The following is an 18,832-nucleotide window of genomic DNA, read 5'->3' on the forward strand; positions in this document are numbered from 1 at the left end:
TGGCGCATAGCGTCGGGCCATGGCCATGGATGCAATTCAGCTCGAAGCAGACTCAAAGGCCCGGCGTGGATTCCTGCTGGCGCTGGGCGCCTATCTCCTGTGGGGGTTGCTGCCCTTCTATATGAAGGCGGTCGCACATCTGCCGCTGGCCGAAGTCATCGCGCACCGCATCGTCTGGTCGGTGCCCATCGCGGCGGCCGTTTTGATCTGGGCCGGCCGCACGGCGGATTTCAAAGCGGCGTTGCGTTCGCCGCGCATCATTTCCATGGCGGCGCTGACGGCGGCGCTGATTTCGGTCAACTGGGGCATCTATGTCTGGGCCATCGCGGTCGACCGTACTATCGAGACCGCGCTTGGCTACTACATCAACCCGCTTGTCAGCGTCGTTGTCGGCGCGCTGCTGCTCAGCGAACGGCTCGACCGGCTGCAAATCGCGGCGGTGGTGCTGGCGGCCATCGCGGTCGCGGTGCTGACGATCGACGCCGGCAAGCTGCCCTGGGTGTCGCTGGTGCTGGCGTTTTCCTTCGCCGCCTACGCCTTCTTCCGCAAGACGCTGCCGATCGGTCCCAGCCAGGGTTTCTTGCTTGAAGTGCTTTTGCTGTCGGTGCCGGCGCTCGGCTACATCATCTTCCTCATCGTCACCGGGCAGGACCATTTCGTCTCCAGTTCCCTAAACGATACCGCACTGCTGATCGGCTGCGGCCCGGTCACCGCCATACCGCTGCTGCTGTTTGGCTTCGGGGCCAAGCTGCTGCGTCTCTCCACCATCGGCATCATGCAGTATATCGCGCCGACCATTGTGTTCCTGATCGCCGTGCTGATTTTCGGCGAACCCTTCGGCAGCACCCAGGCCATCGCCTTCGGCCTGATCTGGGCGGCGCTGGCGATCTATTCCTGGTCGATGTTCCGCGGCCGCGAGATCCGGCCGGCAATGCGTTAGAGCGAGGATTTTCGATGTACGTGCTGCACATAGCAAACAAGAATTATTCCTCGTGGTCGCTGCGGCCATGGGTGCTGCTGCGGACATTGGGCGTCCCCTTTGAGGAGCGGCTGACACCGTTTCCGACCGGATCGAGCTGGAGCCTCTACCGGCCGTTCTCGCCCAGCGGCCTCGTACCGTGCCTGATTGACGACGGCTGGGCAGTTTGGGATTCGCTCGCCATCACCGAATATCTGACCGAGCGCCACGCTGGCGTCTGGCCCGCCGACGCGAATGCGCGAGCCTGGGCGCGGTCGGCAGCGGCCGAAATGCATTCGAGCTTCACCGCCTTGCGCGGCTCCTGTCCGATGAACTGCGGTGTCCGCGTCGCGCCGGTGCCGATGTCGGATGCGCTGAAGCACGACCTCTTTCGTCTCGGCGATCTCTGGGGCGATGGGCTTCGCCGCTTCGGCGGACCGTTCCTGGCTGGCGATCGCTTCACTGCCGTTGACGCCTTCTTTGCCCCGGTGGCGTTTAGGGTTCAGTCCTACGGACTGTCCTTCGAGGGCGCAGCTGCCACCTATCCGGCGCGATTGTTGGCTCTGCCGGCGATGCGCGAATGGTACACGGCAGCCCTTGCAGAGGAGTGGCGCGAGCCGAACCACGAAGCGGAGGCGCGCGCTGCCGGCACTGTCATCGAGGATTTTCGCGCGACCTTGTAACGGTTGCCGCTACATCCCGCGCCCCAGCCGCCTGACGAACAGATAGACGACCACCGCGACGGCGAGTGATATCGCCGACGCCACCCAAAAGCCCACCGGCGTGTCGACCAGCGGCAGCCCGCCGACATTCATGCCGAACAGGCCTGAGACGATCGTCATCGGCAACAGCACCGCGGTCATCACCGACAGCATGTAAAGCAACTGGTTCGACTGCGTCGTCAGCTTGGCCATCAGCTCGTCCTGCAAGAGCCGGGCGCGGGCCTGCAATTGCTCGCCGTCATGATGCAAGGTATGGGCGCGATGCGAAAGCCGTGCCGCCATGTCGTTGATCGCGTCCGGCAGGTCATTGCGATGCGAATGGTCGAGATGGCGGAACAGGCTGGTCAGCGTCGCCATCTGCCGATGGATCACCACCAGTTGCCGCCTCGCATCGACCAGCGCCTGCCGCTCATTGTGCCATGCATCGCAGACGATGCGGTCCTCGATGCCATCGAGCGTGTCGCCAAGGCCAGCGAGTTCCGTCGTCATGCCGTCGAGCGACTGGCCCATGACAGCCTCGATCAGTTCGGCCGGAGAGCGGAACTTTCGCGATCCGTTGTCGATCGCCTTGCGGATCTTGTCGACCGATTGCAGCGGTTGCTTGCGGCCGCCGATCAGCATCGTGTCGTTGAAGGCGAAGCGGAAATGGCCAAGCCCGCGCGCCTCCGCCGAATAGTCGTGGCGCAGGTCCGGCAAATCGCCGTAGAGCCAGTCGCCCTCGAGGTCGATATGGCAGCCATGGCCGGCCGACAGGAAGGCATCGCGCACCGGCGGCGGCAAAGCCGGCTCGGTGGCGATCTCGTGGCGGGCACGCATGTCGGAAAGCTGGTAGCTGCGCCAGGTCCAGTGTGTGGCGGTCGCGTCTTTGGTTCTCGCGCCTTCGGCGGTGAAGTGATAGACGAAGAACAGCCCGTGCTCGTCCGGCAGGTAAGGCGACAGATCGCTGCCGTCTGGATTGAGAGGGATGTTCATGATCGCGTCGCCAGTCTCTCGAATACGCCGCGTGGCGGCGACCTAGACTGTGATTATTAGCACGGGCGAACCGTTTTCGTGTGACTGTTTTGACGGTCATCCGAGGCGGCGTACCAACGCCGTTGTTTGGAGCCAGTTTGGAATAATACGTCGTTGACTCGCGTTTGCGTAAAGGGCACGACGCAATCCATGCGGAGGACGTCCGATGCATGCCGGCTTCCCACGAAGCCTACTCATAGCGGTATTGGGAGCCGTCATTGCGGGCTGCGCTGGCTTTTCGGCGCAGAAAACGGGGGCAATAACCGGCTATGGCCCCAACCCAACCTTACCGAAACCAAGACCGACGCTGATCCCGACCGTCAACATCGCCGAGGCGAAAGGCTGGCAGAAAGGTGATATGCCGACCCCGGCGAACGGGCTGACGGTGAACCCCTACGCCACCGGCCTCGACCATCCGCGCTGGCTGCACGTGCTTCCGAACGGGGACGTGCTGGTTGCCGAAACCAATGCCCCTGCCAAGCATGACGAAGGCTTCAGCCTTAGAAAGGTCTTTATGGACCTGGCTATGAAGCGCGCCGGGGCCGCGACCAAAAGCGCCAACCGCATCACGCTCCTGCGCGACACCAATGGCGACGGCATTGCGGATGTGCGCAGGACGTTCGCAGAAGGCCTCAATTCTCCCTTTGGTATGACGCTGTCCAAAGGCATTCTCTATGTAGCGAACACCGACGCGCTTGTCGCTTTCCCCTACTCCAATGGCCAGACCCGAGCCACAACGCCGCCGGAAAAGATCGTCGACTTACCGGCCGGAGATCTCAACCATCATTGGACCAAGGATGTGATCGCAAGTCCGGATGGACGCAAGCTCTATGTCACCGTCGGCTCCAACAGTAACGTTGGAGAAAACGGCATGGCCGCGGAGAAGAACCGCGCCGCCGTCCTTGAAGTGGACCGGTCGACCCGCCGTACCCGGGTCTTCGCGTCAGGGCTGCGCAACCCGAACGGGCTCTCCTGGAACCCTGAAACCGGCAAGCTTTGGGTCGCCGTGAACGAGCGTGACGAGATCGGCGACGATCTTGTGCCGGACTATATGACCTCGGTTCGTGACGGCGCTTTTTACGGCTGGCCCTACAGCTATTTCGGACAGAACGTCGACGAACGCGTCAAGCCGCAGCGCCCCGGTCTCGTGGCTAGGGCGGTCAAGCCCGACTACGCGCTGGGTTCCCATACCGCTTCGCTGGGACTGACCTTCTCCAAAGGGGCGTCGCTCGGCCCAGCCTACGGCAACGGCGCGTTCGTTGGTCAGCATGGCTCGTGGAACAGAAGTGTGCTCAGCGGTTACAAGGTGATCTTCGTGCCGTTCCGCGGTGGTAAACCGAGCGGTTCCCCGAAAGATGTGCTCGCTGGCTTCGTCGGGCGTGACGGCAGGGCGATGGGCCGTCCGGTCGGCGTTGCTATCGATCAGAGAGGCGCACTGCTCGTCGCCGACGATGTCGGCAATGTCATCTGGCGGGTCAGTAGGGCAGTAGGGCAGTAGGGCAGTAGGGCAGTAGGGCAGTAGGGCAGTAGGGCAGTAGGGCAGTAGGGCAGTAGGGCAGCGCCTCATGAGCGCGGCATGCACTACATACTCCCCTATACCCTAAAGCTTGTCGATCACCGACTGCACGCCTTCGGTCGGTGCGTCGACCGACGATCCCGCGACCATGATGGCAGCGACGATCGCTTCCGGATCGTCGACCACCAGCGGCCTGACCCGCTGCGCGGTGTGGATGAAGCCTTCGGCCATCATATGGTCGAGCAGCGCCAGCATCGGGTCCCAGAATCCTCCAACGTTGCCGAAGACGATCGGCTTGCGATGATGGCCGAGCTGGCCCCAGGTCATGATCTCGATGATTTCCTCGACAGTGCCGATGCCGCCCGGAAGCGCCACAAACGCGTCGGATTTCTCGAACATCGTATGTTTGCGCTCGTGCATGTTTTCGGTGATGACGAGCTCGTCAAGCCGGTCAAGCGCGGTTTCGGTGGCCTCCCTGTTGATCAGGAAGCGCGGAATGATCCCGGTCACCTTGCCGCCGGCCCGCATTGCGCCCTCGGCGACGGCTCCCATGATGCCCCTGGTACCGCCGCCATAGATCAGACGCAGGCCGGACTTGGCGATCGAACGCCCAAGCAGGTGTCCGGCCTTGGCATAGGTTACATCGCGGCCCGGAGACGAGCCGCAATAGACGCAGATGGATCGAATCGTGTTCATGAGATGATTGGTGATTGGGTCTTTATTCGCGGTCAAGCCCGGGCGGGTTTTTTCTTGTCAGCCCCGTTTATTCGTGTCGGCCCTTTTTCTTGTCGGTCCCCCTTGTTCTTGTCGCCTTGGGCAAAACAGGCTAGACCGCATTAGGTGGCTAAGGGCAGGGAAATATGGCAATTAATCCTTTGAAGGCGTTTTTGTTCGTCGTCGGCGGCTCCGTCGCCGCGGCGGGAACCGCCTATGTGTCGGGCGCGCTCGATCCGTATCTCACTCGCACGCCGCCGGCGGAAGTGGCATCGCTGACGCCGCCGGTGGAGACGTCGCCCGAACCAGTGACCGATGCACCGCCGCCGCCGGCGCCTGCCGCTGGTGCGATGGCACCGGCAGCGCCGGCCACGGCCGATGCGATTGCGCCGACTTTCGACATCGTTCGGGTCGAGATCAAGGGCTCTATTGTCGTCGCCGGCAAAGCCGCACCCAACGCCAAGGTCGAGATTCTCAACGGTTCGACGGTTCTCGGCTCGACGGTCGCCGGTGCCGATGGCGCTTTTGCCATCGTTCTCGACGATGCGCTGAAACCCGGCGATTACACGATCGCGCTGCGCTCGATGACCGGCAATGTCGTGACCCCCTCGGCGCAGACGGCTATCGTCTCGATTCCCAAGAGTCCTGCTGGCCAGGTGCTGGCGATGATCGAGGAGCCGGGCAAGGCCTCCGAATTGCTCACCGTTCCTACACCCGAGACAAAGCCTGAATCGCCTGCCGGCGACAAGGCGGCCGCCCCGGCTTCCGAGGACTCCGCTGCCGAGGACCCCGCTGCCGCAGCACCAGCCCCAGCCGCACCGGCTGCCACGGCGCCGGCCACCGTCGAAGCCGTCCCCGCGCCCGCTCCGGGCGGGCCGGCCGCACCAGCGACACCAGCTGCAGGGCCAAAGGTCGTCGTCGAAGCGATCGAGATCGACGGCAACAAGATCTTCGTCGCCGGGCTCGCCGACCCCGGCCGCAAGGTGCGCGCCTATGCCAACGATATCTTGCTCGGCGACGCGAAAACTTCGCCCGACGGCCATTTCCTAGTCGAGGCGACGCGCAACATTCCGGTCGGCACCTACACGATCCACGTCGATGCGCTCGATGCCGACGGGGTCAAGGTGGTGGCCCGTGCCGCCGTGCCGTTCGAGCGCGAGCCGGGCGAGTCGATCGCCGCCGTGGCGCCTGCCGAGGCAAAGCCGACCGCGCCGGCAACCACGCCTGCGGCGCCCGCGACCGAGGCGCCAGCCGATGTGGCGGCTGCGACGCCTCCGGCTGGAGTGCCCGAGACCGCGGCGCCGAAACTCGAACACGCCGACAGCGCCGTTATCATCCGCCGCCACGATACGCTGTGGCGGATTTCGCGGCGCGTCTACGGCCAAGGCGTTCGCTACTCGACCATCTACCTCGCCAATCAGGATCAGATCAGGAATCCCGACCGCATCTGGCCGGGGCAGGTGTTCAAGGTCCCCGGAAAATCGCAGGAAGGCGAAGCCGCCAACCTCAAGGCGATGGGCGACCAGATGACGACGGCCCCGACAAAGGCCAACTAATGCATGTCGCGCAAAAGTGTGCAGCGGTTTTGCGATAACGACATGCATAAAGCAACAAACTAAAGCGCGTCGCATGAGGTTGGTCGAACGCGACGCGCTTTAGAAATCCTTTCTTCTCTAGCGGGCTCTTGCGGAAAGTTCATTCATCGTCTATCGCCGATAGACGATGAACGCTTCCTTGACCGAGAAGACCTGCGGCTTCGCCGACAGCCAGGCCGTCGCCGCAAAGCTCGCCGCGCTTTCGCATCCGGCCCGGATCGAAATTCTCCGGCACCTTTCGGCCAGCCACTCCTGCTGCTGCCGCGAGGTCGTCGACCATCTCGACCTGGCGCAGTCCACCGTTTCGCAGCACCTGAAGATATTGGTCGGTGCCGGGCTCGTCCGCTACCAGCCGGATCGGCAACGCTCGCGCTATGAAGTCGACAGCGATGCGCTCGAAGATGTTTGCGCATCGCTGGCCGCGCTGGTCAGTTCGTGCTGCTCCGGCCGCTAGACCATCATCCCGAACCGAAGAACCGCGTCAGCGAAAAGCGGAAGCCGGTTCTCGGAAAAGAGATCATGGTCAAGCTAATAAGAAATACGAAAAGGCGATAAAATGGCCGAAAAAACCGTCTCCGCCGATTCTGGCTCGACTTTCAAGACATTGCGCAATCTTTGGCCCTATATGTGGCCGGCCGACCGTGCCGATTTGCGGGCGCGGGTGGTGTGGGCGACCGTGCTTCTGGTCGTCGCCAAGCTGACACTGGTTGCCGGTCCCTACTTCTTCAAATGGGCGACCGATGCGCTGGCTGGTGACGCCAAGTCGGCGCCGCCGCTGCCGGCCTTCCTGCTGGCGCCAGTCATGCTGGTCATCGCCTACAATGTCGTGCGGCTGGTGCAGCTCGGTTTCAACCAGCTGCGCGACGCGCTGTTTGCCCGCGTCGGACAATATGCGGTGCGCCAGCTCGCCTTCCGCACTTTCATCCACATGCATCAATTGTCGCTGCGCTTCCATCTCGAGCGCCGCACCGGCGGCCTGTCGCGCATCATCGAGCGCGGCACCAAGGGCATCGAGACGATCGTCCGCTTCACCGTGCTCAACACCTTGCCGACCATCCTCGAATTCGCGCTGACAGCCGGCATCTTCGCGGTCACCTACGGCTGGAAGTACGTGGCTGTGGTGGCGGTGACGGTCTGCCTCTATATCTGGTTCACCATCAGGGCGAGCGACTGGCGCATCGTCATTCGCCGCGACATGAACGACAGCGACACCGATGCCAGCACCAAGGCGATCGACTCGCTGCTCAATTTCGAGACGGTCAAGTATTTCAACAACGAGGGCATGGAAGCCGAGCGCTTCGACCGTTCGATGGCGCGCTACGAGACCGCTGCCACCAGGATATGGACATCGCTCGGCTGGCTGAACTTCGGCCAGGGCGTCATCTTCGGTCTCGGAACGGTTATCGTCATGTGCCTTTCGGCGCTGGAGGTGCAGGCCGGCACGCAGACGGTTGGCGACTTCGTCTTCATCAACGCCATGCTGATCCAGCTTTCGGTGCCACTCAACTTCATCGGCTTCATCTATCGCGAAATCCGCCAGGGCCTGACCGACATCGAGCAGATGTTCGATCTGCTCGATGTGCCGCAGGAGATCGTCGACAAGCCGGGGGCCAAGCCGCTGGTCGTCGGCTCCGGCAAGGTCGAGTTCCGCGACGTGCAGTTTTCCTACGATCCCAACCGCAAGATCCTGAAAGGCATCAGCTTCGAAGTGCCGGCCGGCAAGACGGTTGCCATTGTCGGGCCATCGGGCGCCGGCAAGTCGACCATTTCGCGGCTGCTGTTCCGCTTTTACGACATCCAGGGCGGCAAGATTCTGATCGACGGCCAGGACATTCGCGACGTGACTCAGGAGAGCTTGCGCGCGGCGATCGGCATGGTGCCGCAGGACACCGTGCTGTTCAACGACACCATCGCCTACAACATCCGCTACGGCCGCGTCGATGCCAGCGAGGAGGATGTGCGCAAGGCGGCAGAACTCGCCCAGATCGGGCCGTTCATCGAGCGGCTGCCCGACGGCTACCGTTCGATGGTCGGAGAGCGCGGACTGAAACTGTCCGGCGGTGAGAAGCAGCGCGTGGCGATCGCCCGCACCATTTTGAAGGCGCCGCCGATCCTGATGCTCGACGAGGCGACCTCGGCTCTCGACAGCCATACCGAACAGGAGATCCAGGCGGCACTCGACCTCGTCAGCAAGGGTCGCACCACCATCGTCATCGCCCACCGGCTGTCGACGGTGATTTCGGCCGACGAGATCATCGTGCTGCAGGACGGCCAGATCGCCGAGCGCGGCACGCATGCCGCCTTGATGCGCAAGGCCGGCCTGTACGCGTCGATGTGGGATCGCCAGCGTGAGGCAACCGAGGCCGAGGAGCGGTTGCGCATTGCTCGCGAGCGCGACGAGTTCGGCGTTGTCGTCCGCCGCCGCCCCTCCGAGGTGTCGTAGCCCCTACGGCCAGCCAGCGCCCGGCGCGGAAGCTTCGATGCTGAGCACCTGGCCAGTGCGCGCATCGCTGATCATGTGCTCGAAGCCGCGCCATTCGGCGGCGACGATGAACAGCGTCTTGCCGTCGGCGCCGCCGAGCATGCAGGCAAAGCAGCCGCGATCGGCATCGACACTGTCGAGCATCGCCCCGCCCTCGCGCACCCGCACGCAGTGCCGGTTGGGGACGTCGGCATACCAGATGGCGCCTTCGGCATCGAGGCAGATGCCGTCGGGAAAGCCGTTGCCGAGGTCGGCCCAGCGCCGCCGGTTGGCAAGGCCGCCATCGGCGGCGATGTCGAAGGCGGTCAGCCTGTTGGCGTGGGACTCGGCGACGATCAACGTCTTGTTGTCAGGCGACACCGCCATCCCATTGGCGAAGGCGATCTTGTCCGCCACCTGCCGCACCGACCCGTCCGGTGCAATCAGCACGATGGTGCCGGGGCCGAAATGCTGGCCGGGAACCGGCGCTGGCCCACCGCCATTGACGTAGATGTTGCCGCGCCCGTCGACGACGATCTCGTTCCAGGCGTTCCCTGAGAGGTGTCGCAGATCGGCGTGGGTGACCAGCGTCCCGTCTGCTTCCTGCCGCAGCACCAAGCCCTCACGCCCGCAGACGACGACCAGGCGACCGTCCGGCAGCCAGTCGACCGAATAGGGCAGGGTGGCCGGCACGGTGAGCATGACCTCACTGTTGCCGTCGGCATCGACGGCGATGATCTGGCCGGTTCCCCAGTTGCAGAACCAAAGCCTGCCATCATGCCAGCGCGGCGATTCCCCGAACGCCAGACCGTTCATCACGACCCGCGCTTCCTTTGCTGCTGATTTCCGTGACAGCATTTTGTTGCCTCCAGCTTTCGTTCGGCGGGCGCTTTGACAAGGCCCGTATCTCCAAGGACGCGTGAGGCCGGTTCGCCCCGACAACAGTCATGCTTTTTTGGACGGGCGCATTGGAACCCTTCCAACGCCCGCGATCGGCTAATGCGGACGAGAACGCCGGATCCGGCGTTCCCTCATTGTCGCGTTGCGGCCACAGGGTGTTTCCGCTATTGAGGCCGGACCTGAAACTAGGCTGTTTCCATTCCATGGACCTCGTCGACACGATCAAGAAAACCTTGGTTCCGATCCATCGCGAAGGCTATCCGTTTATCGCCGCCTTCGCAGCGGTGACGCTTTTCCTCGGCTATTTCTCTTCGATCCTGTTCTGGGTCTGCCTCATCGCGACGGCCTGGTGCGTCTATTTCTTCCGCGATCCCGAGCGCGTCACGCCGGTCGACGACCGGCTGGTGGTGAGCCCGGCCGACGGCATCATCACGGCGGTCGGTCCGGCAGTGCCACCGCGCGAACTTGGCCTCGGGGGCGGCGAGATGACCCGCATCTCGGTGTTCATGGACGTCTTTTCCTGCCACGTGAACCGGGCTCCGGTGCGCGGCCGCATCACAAGGATAGAGCATCGGCCCGGCCAGTTCCTCAACGCCGCACTTGACAAGGCGAGTGCCGACAACGAGCGCAATGGCCTGGTCATCGACAGCCCTAACGGCACGGTGGCCGCGGTGCAGATAGCCGGCCTGGTGGCGCGGCGCATCGTCTGCTGGGCCGAGACCGGCGGCACGATCGGCATCGGCGAGCGCTTCGGGCTGATCCGCTTCGGCTCGCGAGTCGATGTGTTCCTGCCGTCGACCGCCACGCCGCGTGTCGCCGTCGGCCAGACTGCGGTCGGCGGTGAAACCATACTGGCCGAATTCGGCGGCGTTGCCGCAACGCCGCTCGTGCGGGTGTCCTGAGCCGTGGGCGCGCCGTTCAAAAAATTCGAGGCGCATGGCAGCGGCGGCCCGCGCATCCGTGAAATTCCGATGCGCATGGTGCTGCCCAATCTTGTCACGGTGCTCGCCATCTGCGCCGGCCTCTCGGGCATCCGCTTCGGCTTCGAAGGCCGTTTCGAGCCGGCAGTGGTGATGGTGCTGCTGGCCGCCTTCCTCGACGGCATCGACGGCCGTCTGGCACGCATGCTGAAGGCGACGTCCAAATTCGGTGCGCAGATGGATTCGCTGGCCGACATCGTCAATTTCGGCGTAGCACCCGCGCTGGTGCTCTATGCCTTTCTGCTCGACCAGGCCGGCTCGCCGGGCTGGATTGCCGCGCTGCTGTTCACCATCGCCTGCGGGCTGAGACTCGCTCGCTACAACGTGCTCGACGAAGAAACTGATCGCCCGCAGTGGCAGACCGAGTATTTCGTCGGCGTGCCGGCGCCGGCGGGCGCCGTGCTGGTGATGCTGCCGCTTTACCTGTACTTCCTGCGGCTTGGTGTGGAGCCGTCCCGCCCTGCCGCCTTCATCGCCGCCGGTTTCACCGTTCTGATAGCCTTCCTGCTGGTCAGCCGGCTGCCGGTCTATTCCGGAAAAAGCCTGAAAGTCCCGGGCGACAAGGTGCTGCCGATCATCCTCGGTGTCGTCCTCTACATCCTGCTGTTGATGACCTATCCCTGGTACACGCTGACGGCGTCGGTTGCCGGCTATCTGCTCTTCCTGCCGCTCAGCATCCGCGCCTATTCCAGGCGCGCCAAGCGCGAAGGCGAGAAGGTGCCGCCTTCGGACTTCGGCTGACAGATCTGTCGCCAATTCGCTGATAGTTCAATTAGTTCAAGTCGGACGCATCCCGCTCTAGCGGAACCTGCCGGCGTCTTGACCGTTCTGTCTCAGCGGGCGAGGCGAGCGACGTCGCGAACGCCTCGCTATCAGTCCTTGAAGCTGCTGTCCCAGGCGCAGGAGCTTAAAGAAGAGTGAGGAGAAATGGCTGTCGTCCTCATTGGCGCGTTGCTCATTGTCGCTGGCGTTGTGTATATGGCCGGCGCAGCCCTTTGGCGTGGGCGGCTCAGCGATCCGGCGCCTGCTCGCGCGGCGCCGGATCGCTCGACGCCAAATCTTGCAACGCCAGGCCCGACACTTGAGCCGCGGCGGCGCGGCCTCGGTTTCCTCGGCCTGTCGCAGAACTGGCCGGGCCTGCTGATGATGGCGGTCGGGTTCATCCTGCTGTTGTCGGTGGTGGTCCTCTAGGCGCTAGGCCGCCGCGCTGAGCCCCAGTCGGTCAATCGCCAGTTTGCGGGTCGAGACGTAGTCGGTCTTGCCAGAGCCCAGCACCGGGATTTCCTCGACCTTGACGATGTCGTTCGGCACCATCAGATCGGCGGCGCCGGCTTGTCTGCCGAATTTGCGCAATTCATCGGGGTCGGCGTCATCGGCGGTGGTGACCAGCACGATACGCTCGCCGCGGCGCTTGTCCGGCACCGCCACCACAGCGTGGTGCTCTTCCGGCCACAGCGACTGCACCAGCATCTCGACCGCGCCCAGCGACACCATCTCGCCGGCGATCTTGGCGAAGCGCTTGGCCCGGCCGCGAATGGTAATGAAGCCCTCGCGGTCGACAGAAACGATGTCGCCGGTATCGTGCCAGCCGTCGAGCGGCTGCAATTCCCCGGGCCGATCTGAGGTCATGTAGCCCATCATCAAATTCGGCCCCTTGAGCAATAACCGTCCGGCGCCGCTGATGCCCTCGACCGGCTCGAGCTTCATGCGCATGGCCGGCAACAGTCGCCCGACCGTGCCGTCGCGGCCGTGGATGGCGGTGTTGACGGCAACGACGGGCGCTGCCTCGGTCAGCCCGAAACCTTCGATGATCTCGGCCTGGAAGCGCTCCCGGTAGACGCGGCGCGTCTCCGGTTTCACCGCTTCGGCGCCGGCGACGATGAAGCGCAGGCTGGAGAAATCGCCGTCCTTGGCGGTGCGCGCATAGTTGGCGAGGAAGGTGTCGGTGCCGAACATGACCGTCGGCCTTGCCTTGCGTGCGACCTCGGGGATCAGCTTGTAGTGCAGCGGCGAGGGGTAGAGGAACAGTTTCACGCCGGTGACCAGCGGCAGGATAGTGCCGCCGGTGAGCCCGAACGAGTGGAACACCGGCAGCACGTTGAGCAGGATGTCGGCCGGCGAGATGGTGATGCGGGCCTCAGCCTGCATGGCGTTGGCGAGAAGATTTCTGTGCGACAGGACCACCGCCTTCGGCGTGCCTTCCGAGCCTGAGGTGAACAGGATCACCGCTGGTTTGGCCGCATTCTGCGGCTGCAGCGGCCAGCGCCACAGCAAGGCGGCGGCGAGCTTGTCCAGCACGGTTACGCTGGCCCGCACATCCTCCAGCCACAACAGCCTGGCGCCGCCTTCTTCTACCGCCGCGACGATGTCAGCGAGGCTGGCCTTGTCGACAAAGGCGCGCGACGAGACCACGGTGCGGATCTCCGCCGTGCGCACGGCGGCGGTGACGCTGGCCGGGCCTGCAGTGTAGTTGATCATCGCCGCCACCCGGCTCGCTGACAACAGGCCAACGAGCGACAGCACGACACCGTTGGCGTTGGGCAGCAGCACTCCAACCGCTTCATTCCGCGCCGTCACCGCCTCGAAACGGCGGCCCAGCACCCGCGCGCCGATGAACAGCTTTCTGTAATTCAGCGTGCCGCTGACCACGTCTTCGACGATGGGATGCGAAGCGCCGACTCGGTCGGCGGCGTCGCGTATGGCGAGGAACAGGCCGCGGTCAAGATCGCTGCCGAAAAGCCGGGCTTCGGCGAAACGGTCGAACAGCGCATTGGTGTTCGAGGACTGATCAGGGTTTCGCGCCACCAGCTCGGCGATGGTCATCGGCTCCAGCACGCTGATGGACAGGAGCGGAAACCAGCGCCGGGGCGCCTTGTCCGCCGCAGTCAGCGATACCGGCAGAGTGCGCGCGCCGGCGACGAAGACCGGCACGATGCGGGCGTCGGCCTGCATGGCAATGCGGGTGACGGCGCGAAACAGGCGAAATGTCTTGATATCAGGCTCGACCGCATCCGGCAGATAGACGGCAAGGCGGCCCTTGCCCTTCAGCACCCGCACCAGCCGGCGGCTGACGAAGACATGCTCAGCGTTGAAAGCGATAGTGCGGCCAAGCTCGCGCCATGGTTCGAGCCAGGGCGATCGCGCCGAGACCTCGTCGAGGATGTGCAGCGTGTCTTCCGGCAGCAGTGACAGCATCAGCGCCGGTTCGACGCGCGACTGGTGCGAAATGACGTAAATGACCGGGGCGGCTGTTCTGCGGGCGATCTTGATACGATCATCGGCAATCCGGTAGGCGAGCTTGAACGGCACATAGAGCAGCGCCTGCGTGAAGCGCAGGCCGAGGCGGAATTTTTCCACCACGCCGATCAGCAGCCAGGCCGCGACGAGACCCGCAAGCAGCGCCAGTGTCAGGATCATGCCGCGTCTCTCCCAACAGATTTTGACCTCGCGGCTCTTCGTGACCGCTTCGATGAGAACCTAGACGAAGTGGGCTCAACGTCAATGCGGAGGTGCGGTACCTTCGCATTACTGGCCTGGCCGGCCATGAAAAGTGCGGCAGAGAAAGCGCCTGCGGCATGAGCCTGGATTGATGGGGCGGCTCACGCCGCTTTCAGCCTCCCGCTGATGAAGCGGAATTCCTGTGTCTTGCCACCATAGCCATAGGCGGCGGCCGGGACTTCATGCACGAAGGCATAGCTCTCCTCATGCACCTTGCCCAGCAGGCTGCCAAAGCCAAGGAAGAGCGCCTTGAGATAGGCCTCCAGCTCAAGCTTGGTGTTGGTGCCGTCGACCACCTTGATGTCGAGCCAGAAACTGTTGGCGTCATGCTCGGCCAACGACTTGCCGCCGGCGAACCAGTGCTCGGGGTCATGGTAGGAAATGGCCACCGCTGTGATCGTCGCATCCTTGCGCAAATGCGTGGCGGTCAGTTCGGTCACCTGCCTGGCGATAGCGGCGGACAAAGCTGCATCGGGCTTGCCTGTGACGCTGACATTGATGATCGGCATAATTTCTCTCCTCGGGTTACGCGGCGTCTGTTCGCCGTCAGAAATCTTTGCCATCGCTCCTGCGTTATGAAAATCGAATTGTTTTCAGGGAAAACTTTGATACTGTCGAATTATGACAATGCTCGACCCCGACCTCCTCAAAACCTTTCTCGCCTTCGTCGACAGCGGCTCGCTGGCGCAGGCGGCGTCATTTGTCGGGCGCTCGGCGTCGGCGGTGACCACGCAGATGCAGCGGCTTGAGGATATTGTCGGCGAACCACTTCTGGCGCCGCAGGGAAGAGGGCGCGTCCTGACGCCGGCGGGCGAAGATCTGGCCGGTCATGCGCGGCGCATCCTTGCTGTGCATCGCGAAGCGTGGCTGGCCCTCAAGGGCGTGCGAGCCGATGGGCGCGTGGCCATCGGCTCGACACAAGATTTCGCCGACAGCGGCCTCCCGGATTTGCTCAGGGCCTTTGCCGCGAGCTATCCGCGCGTCAGGATCGAACTGCGCGTCGGCCGGTCCGCCGAATTGGCCGAGGCGCTGCAAACCGGCATCCTCGATCTGATGATCGCCATGCGACAGGCTCCGGCGCCGGACGAGATCGGCGTGCTCCGCGAGCCGATGATGTGGCTCTGTTCGCAAAGAGGCTTGGCCACACGCCAGGACGAACTGCCGCTGGCGCTGCTCGATCCGCATTGCGGCTTTCGCGAAGCGGCGATCGCGGCACTCGACAGGGCAGGCCGCCGCTACCGCATCGCAGCCGGCAGTGCCAGCCTGGCCGGGCTGCGCACGGCAGTGCATGCCGGCATTGCTCTGACGCTGCGGACGGCGCGGTTTGCCCATTCCGGCATCGTCGAGGCACCGCGCGAGTTTGGTCTGCCGCAGGTTCCCATCGCCGAGTTCGCCATCCGGCTGCGCCAGGATGCCGAGCCCCCGGCCCAGGATCTGGCTGCGCTGTTCAGCGGCAACCTTGCCTTGCCAGGCGCACCGAGCTGATTTCGCAAAAGAAAAAGCCGATCTTGCGATCGGCTATAGGTTAGACGGGCCGAGGGGTTTGGGGGGACTTGGATGACCCGTCAAAGTCAACAATGCCTGAACCTGTTGATGGTTCCATGACCTTGCTAATTTATTTGCACCCGCAGTTTTATTTTCGGGGGCAAATTTTTCTCAGGCAGAGCGCTGCCTGGCCGCTTGCCAGTCGCGCCCGCCATGGGCGAACACCGCACAGAGCACGATGGCGCCGCCGATCATGCTGGCGGCTGGCGGGACCTCGGCCAGGAACAGGAAGGCGAACAGGATCGCGAACGGTACTTCAGCCGAGCCCAGCAGGCCGGATTCGGCAGCCGGAATGAGCCGCGCGCCCTCCGTCCACAGAATAGAGGCCAGCGCGAACGACGTGCCGAAGGCGACGAGCAACACTGCGTCCCTGGCCGAGACGGCCAATGGATCGGTGACGAACCAACCGAGCACGAACAAAAGGAATGCCGACACCGCCCCGGCCCACACTACCGGCGTGTCGCGGAAAGCGCGCACCATGATCATGTAGAGCGCGCTGCCGATTGTCATCAGCAGCGCCAGCCCGTCGCCGAACAGATGGCCGGTGCCGAAGCCGGACCAGACCATGATCGCCACGCCGCTGAGCGACACGGCGGCGGCGGCAAGCGTCTGCAGCCGGAAGCGCTCACGAACCAGAATGAAGGCAAGCAGCGCGGTGACGAAGGGCGCAGTGGCGTAGATGATCGCAACATTGGCGACGAAGGTGAACTTGAACGCCGAGATGAAGGCGATGCTGGCTAGCGCGCCCTCGCTCGCCAACAGCCAGCCGCGCCAGCCGAGGCGCAGGCTTTCACGCCCACCGGATTGACGGCGCCGCCAAAGCACATAGAGGGTGATCAGGATCGAGCCGACGAAGCCCCGCCAGCAGGTGATGGTCAGCGGATCGGCATGGATCGACTTGGTTAGCACGCCGGTGAGGCCGAACACCGCTGCCGACGCCGAAACCAGGATGATGCCAAGGGTGCGCTCGGCGGCGGTGTCAGGCATGGTTGGGAATCCGGTCATGTCACCAGACTATGCTGCCCTGTCCTGACACCGTACTGTCAGCAGGGGTTGCCGTATCCTGCAGCCGCTGCGGAAATGCCCTTTTGCAAGTCGATTCATCTCATCAAAGCCGATGTGTCAGCTCGACACGAAGTGATCTTGCCTCTCCCACGGCTCCTGCGGACCGCGAACATCCCTGTTGACTCGGCCCCAGGATCAGCCCCGATAGAAAGGCGGTCAACAGCAACAAGGTGATTCATGAACTCTTCCGCCCAGTTCCTGAACGCTTCCGAAGCCGCCGGCCGGCTCGGGGTGTTGGCCAAGGCCCTGCGGCTTTATGAGCAGCGCGGCCTGATCGCTCCGATCCGCACTGCGGCCGGATGGCGCGCCTACGGTCCTGTCGAAATGAGCCGCGCCGCCGAGATCGCGGCCCTGCGCGCGCTTGGCTTCAGCCTGGCCCAGGTGGCGCGGGTGATGGAGGGTGACTCCCGGGGCATGGAGCCGGCCTTGGCCGCACACCAGGCAGTACTCGAGAGCCGGCTGCGCCAGCTTGTCGGCGTAATAGAGAAGATCGGTAGCCTGCGGGACGACCTTGCTCGAGGCGAAGCGCCAAGCGCCGGGGAACTGGCGCGCCTGCTGGCGCCAGAGGCTACGCTCGCTTTCGACCTTCCCTGGCCTTGGAGAGGCGAGCGGTTCGAACTGGGACAGATCCGACCGCTGAACTACATCATCGGCCCGCTGGGCAGTGGCAAGACCCGGCTGGCTCAGCGCCTGGCCGAGACATTGCCTGAAGCCGCCTTCCTTGGCTTGGATCGACTGGCGAATGGCTGTGCGGCGGCTCTGGCTCGTGTGGACGCCGACCCAGCTCTCAGGTCGCGGGTCGATCAGACGCTGGCCTGGCTCGTCGAGGACGGTGCCGCAGTGTCAGACGCAATGATCGCTCTACTCGTCGGATTGGAAGCCGAAGGTCCGGCCATCCTGGTCGTCGACATGATCGAACAGGGGCTGGATCAAGCCTCGCAAGAAGCCCTGATTGCCCATTTGCGTCGCCGCGGCCCCCGCGGTCGACCGCTTTTTCTGCTCACGCGCTCCTGCGCGATACTCGACCTGGCGGCTGTCGGCACCGACGAAGCGATCATCCTCTGCCCCGCCAATCACAGCCCGCCAACGTACGTCGCCCGGTACCCCGGCACTCCCGACTACGAGGCCGTCGCCACCTGCCTGGCCTCACCCGAGGTGCGGGCGCGGACGGACGGCGTCATCGCTTGGCGGCCCCAGGCCGCATGAAAGGCATCAAGTCTAACGACGCAGCAATGTCTGGACAGCTTGTCACTCCGATCCAAATGTCGTGAAATCAAGGTTTAGGCCGTACCGGTTCTATTCGAGTATCGTGACGAGCGATGAAAATGACTGCCGAAAAGGGTTGGACATGGACACCACCGGACTGAAGGCCATGCAGGCGCCGCTCAAGGAGGCGTATCGCGACGACGCATCGCGCGCGCTGATCACGCTTCGGGCCAAGGGCTCGGTCGACGACCAGTCGATCGCCTGCAAGGTCGAGACCGGCAGGGCGCTCGCCGTTGCCGGTCTGCATCCGGCTACCGGCGGTTCCGGGCTCGAACTGTGCTCGGGCGACATGCTGCTGGAGGCGCTGGTCGCTTGCGCTGGCGTAACGCTGAAGGCAGTGGCGACGGCGCTGGAGTTCAAACTCGGCGCCGCCACCGTGGAGGCCGAAGGCGATCTCGATTTTCGCGGCACCTTAGGCGTGGCAAAAGATGCGCCGGTCGGCTTCCGCGCCATCCGGCTGAATTTCAACCTCGACAGCGACGAGCCACAAGACCGCGTCGACACACTGCTCAAGCTGACCGAACGCTATTGCGTGGTGTTTCAGACCATCAATACCAGGCCGGAACTGACGGTCAGCGCTCAGCGCTGAACGCGCGCCGCC

Annotated in this window: 18 protein-coding genes; 12 read left to right on the forward strand and 6 right to left on the reverse strand. The window is 63.9% G+C overall.

The window, feature by feature from the left end; translation table 11 throughout:
- The first annotated feature begins 19 nt into the window (after positions 1–19).
- On the forward strand, positions 20–940 hold the full coding sequence (gene rarD, locus AC0L17_RS12045) for an EamA family transporter RarD (protein WP_023800735.1): 921 nt from the start codon (positions 20–22) through the stop codon (positions 938–940).
- A 14-nt stretch (positions 941–954) separates the two neighbouring features.
- A complete protein-coding gene (locus AC0L17_RS12050) occupies positions 955–1,641 on the forward strand; it encodes a glutathione S-transferase family protein (protein ID WP_473515991.1) in 687 nt (228 codons plus the stop codon).
- A 9-nt stretch (positions 1,642–1,650) separates the two neighbouring features.
- Here the strand turns inward: AC0L17_RS12050 and AC0L17_RS12055 are convergent, their stop codons facing one another.
- Positions 1,651–2,652, reverse strand: coding sequence for a transporter (locus AC0L17_RS12055; protein WP_473515992.1), 1,002 nt, complete (start codon positions 2,650–2,652; stop codon positions 1,651–1,653).
- A gap of 205 nt (positions 2,653–2,857) precedes the next feature.
- Between AC0L17_RS12055 and AC0L17_RS12060 the strand changes: the two genes are divergently transcribed.
- Positions 2,858–4,189 carry a PQQ-dependent sugar dehydrogenase gene (locus AC0L17_RS12060; RefSeq protein ID WP_473515993.1) on the forward strand — a complete coding sequence of 444 codons (1,332 nt, stop codon included), beginning with the start codon at positions 2,858–2,860 and terminating at the stop codon, positions 4,187–4,189.
- A gap of 102 nt (positions 4,190–4,291) precedes the next feature.
- On the opposite strand, the gene AC0L17_RS12065 is transcribed toward AC0L17_RS12060, so the two are convergent.
- Positions 4,292–4,903, reverse strand: coding sequence for an LOG family protein (locus tag AC0L17_RS12065; RefSeq protein WP_027152697.1), 612 nt, complete (start codon positions 4,901–4,903; stop codon positions 4,292–4,294).
- 164 nt (positions 4,904–5,067) lie between these two features.
- Between AC0L17_RS12065 and AC0L17_RS12070 the strand changes: the two genes are divergently transcribed.
- The 3 genes from AC0L17_RS12070 to AC0L17_RS12080 all read left to right on the forward strand — a co-directional run bounded on the left by AC0L17_RS12070 (position 5,068) and on the right by AC0L17_RS12080 (position 8,959).
- The gene (locus AC0L17_RS12070) at positions 5,068–6,477 is read left to right on the forward strand and encodes an Ig-like domain-containing protein (RefSeq protein WP_473515994.1); all 1,410 of its coding nucleotides are present in this window, start codon (positions 5,068–5,070) and stop codon (positions 6,475–6,477) included.
- 166 nt (positions 6,478–6,643) lie between these two features.
- Complete coding sequence (locus AC0L17_RS12075) at positions 6,644–6,970, forward strand: ArsR/SmtB family transcription factor (RefSeq protein ID WP_473515995.1); 327 nt, start codon at positions 6,644–6,646, stop codon at positions 6,968–6,970.
- Between the two features lie 102 nt (positions 6,971–7,072).
- Positions 7,073–8,959 carry an ABCB family ABC transporter ATP-binding protein/permease gene (locus AC0L17_RS12080; protein WP_473515996.1) on the forward strand — a complete coding sequence of 629 codons (1,887 nt, stop codon included), beginning with the start codon at positions 7,073–7,075 and terminating at the stop codon, positions 8,957–8,959.
- A 3-nt stretch (positions 8,960–8,962) separates the two neighbouring features.
- Here the strand turns inward: AC0L17_RS12080 and AC0L17_RS12085 are convergent, their stop codons facing one another.
- The gene (locus AC0L17_RS12085; RefSeq protein ID WP_473515997.1) at positions 8,963–9,835 is read right to left on the reverse strand and encodes an SMP-30/gluconolactonase/LRE family protein; all 873 of its coding nucleotides are present in this window, start codon (positions 9,833–9,835) and stop codon (positions 8,963–8,965) included.
- Between the two features lie 245 nt (positions 9,836–10,080).
- Here AC0L17_RS12085 and AC0L17_RS12090 point away from each other — a divergent pair, with 245 nt between their 5' ends.
- From AC0L17_RS12090 to AC0L17_RS12100, 3 genes are all read left to right on the forward strand, one after another.
- The gene (locus AC0L17_RS12090) at positions 10,081–10,779 is read left to right on the forward strand and encodes a phosphatidylserine decarboxylase (protein ID WP_236371635.1); all 699 of its coding nucleotides are present in this window, start codon (positions 10,081–10,083) and stop codon (positions 10,777–10,779) included.
- Between the two features lie 3 nt (positions 10,780–10,782).
- The gene (locus AC0L17_RS12095) at positions 10,783–11,598 is read left to right on the forward strand and encodes a CDP-alcohol phosphatidyltransferase family protein (protein ID WP_023800727.1); all 816 of its coding nucleotides are present in this window, start codon (positions 10,783–10,785) and stop codon (positions 11,596–11,598) included.
- Positions 11,599–11,784: 186 nt separating this feature from the next.
- A complete protein-coding gene (locus AC0L17_RS12100; protein ID WP_023800726.1) occupies positions 11,785–12,048 on the forward strand; it encodes a hypothetical protein in 264 nt (87 codons plus the stop codon).
- Positions 12,049–12,051: 3 nt separating this feature from the next.
- Here AC0L17_RS12100 and AC0L17_RS12105 read toward each other — a convergent pair whose 3' ends face one another.
- Together AC0L17_RS12105 and AC0L17_RS12110 are read right to left on the reverse strand one after the other, a co-directional pair.
- Positions 12,052–14,274 carry an AMP-binding protein gene (locus AC0L17_RS12105; protein WP_473515998.1) on the reverse strand — a complete coding sequence of 741 codons (2,223 nt, stop codon included), beginning with the start codon at positions 14,272–14,274 and terminating at the stop codon, positions 12,052–12,054.
- Positions 14,275–14,456: 182 nt separating this feature from the next.
- Positions 14,457–14,864 (reverse strand): tautomerase family protein, encoded by a 408-nt coding sequence (locus tag AC0L17_RS12110; RefSeq protein ID WP_091590519.1) that lies wholly within the window; start codon positions 14,862–14,864, stop codon positions 14,457–14,459.
- Between the two features lie 112 nt (positions 14,865–14,976).
- Between AC0L17_RS12110 and AC0L17_RS12115 the strand changes: the two genes are divergently transcribed.
- Positions 14,977–15,840: a LysR substrate-binding domain-containing protein gene (locus AC0L17_RS12115; protein WP_473515999.1), complete on the forward strand. Its 864-nt coding sequence runs from the start codon at positions 14,977–14,979 to the stop codon at positions 15,838–15,840.
- A 171-nt stretch (positions 15,841–16,011) separates the two neighbouring features.
- Here the strand turns inward: AC0L17_RS12115 and AC0L17_RS12120 are convergent, their stop codons facing one another.
- Positions 16,012–16,887: a DMT family transporter gene (locus AC0L17_RS12120; protein ID WP_167366307.1), complete on the reverse strand. Its 876-nt coding sequence runs from the start codon at positions 16,885–16,887 to the stop codon at positions 16,012–16,014.
- Positions 16,888–17,142: 255 nt separating this feature from the next.
- On the opposite strand from AC0L17_RS12120, the gene AC0L17_RS12125 reads away from it, so the two are divergent.
- Both AC0L17_RS12125 and AC0L17_RS12130 read left to right on the forward strand, forming a co-directional pair.
- Positions 17,143–18,171: a MerR family transcriptional regulator gene (locus AC0L17_RS12125; protein ID WP_473516000.1), complete on the forward strand. Its 1,029-nt coding sequence runs from the start codon at positions 17,143–17,145 to the stop codon at positions 18,169–18,171.
- A gap of 142 nt (positions 18,172–18,313) precedes the next feature.
- Positions 18,314–18,820 carry an OsmC family protein gene (locus tag AC0L17_RS12130; RefSeq protein ID WP_023800720.1) on the forward strand — a complete coding sequence of 169 codons (507 nt, stop codon included), beginning with the start codon at positions 18,314–18,316 and terminating at the stop codon, positions 18,818–18,820.
- The last annotated feature ends 12 nt before the right edge of the window (positions 18,821–18,832 follow it).

It is taken from the genome of Mesorhizobium sp. WSM4829, assembly GCF_055811475.1.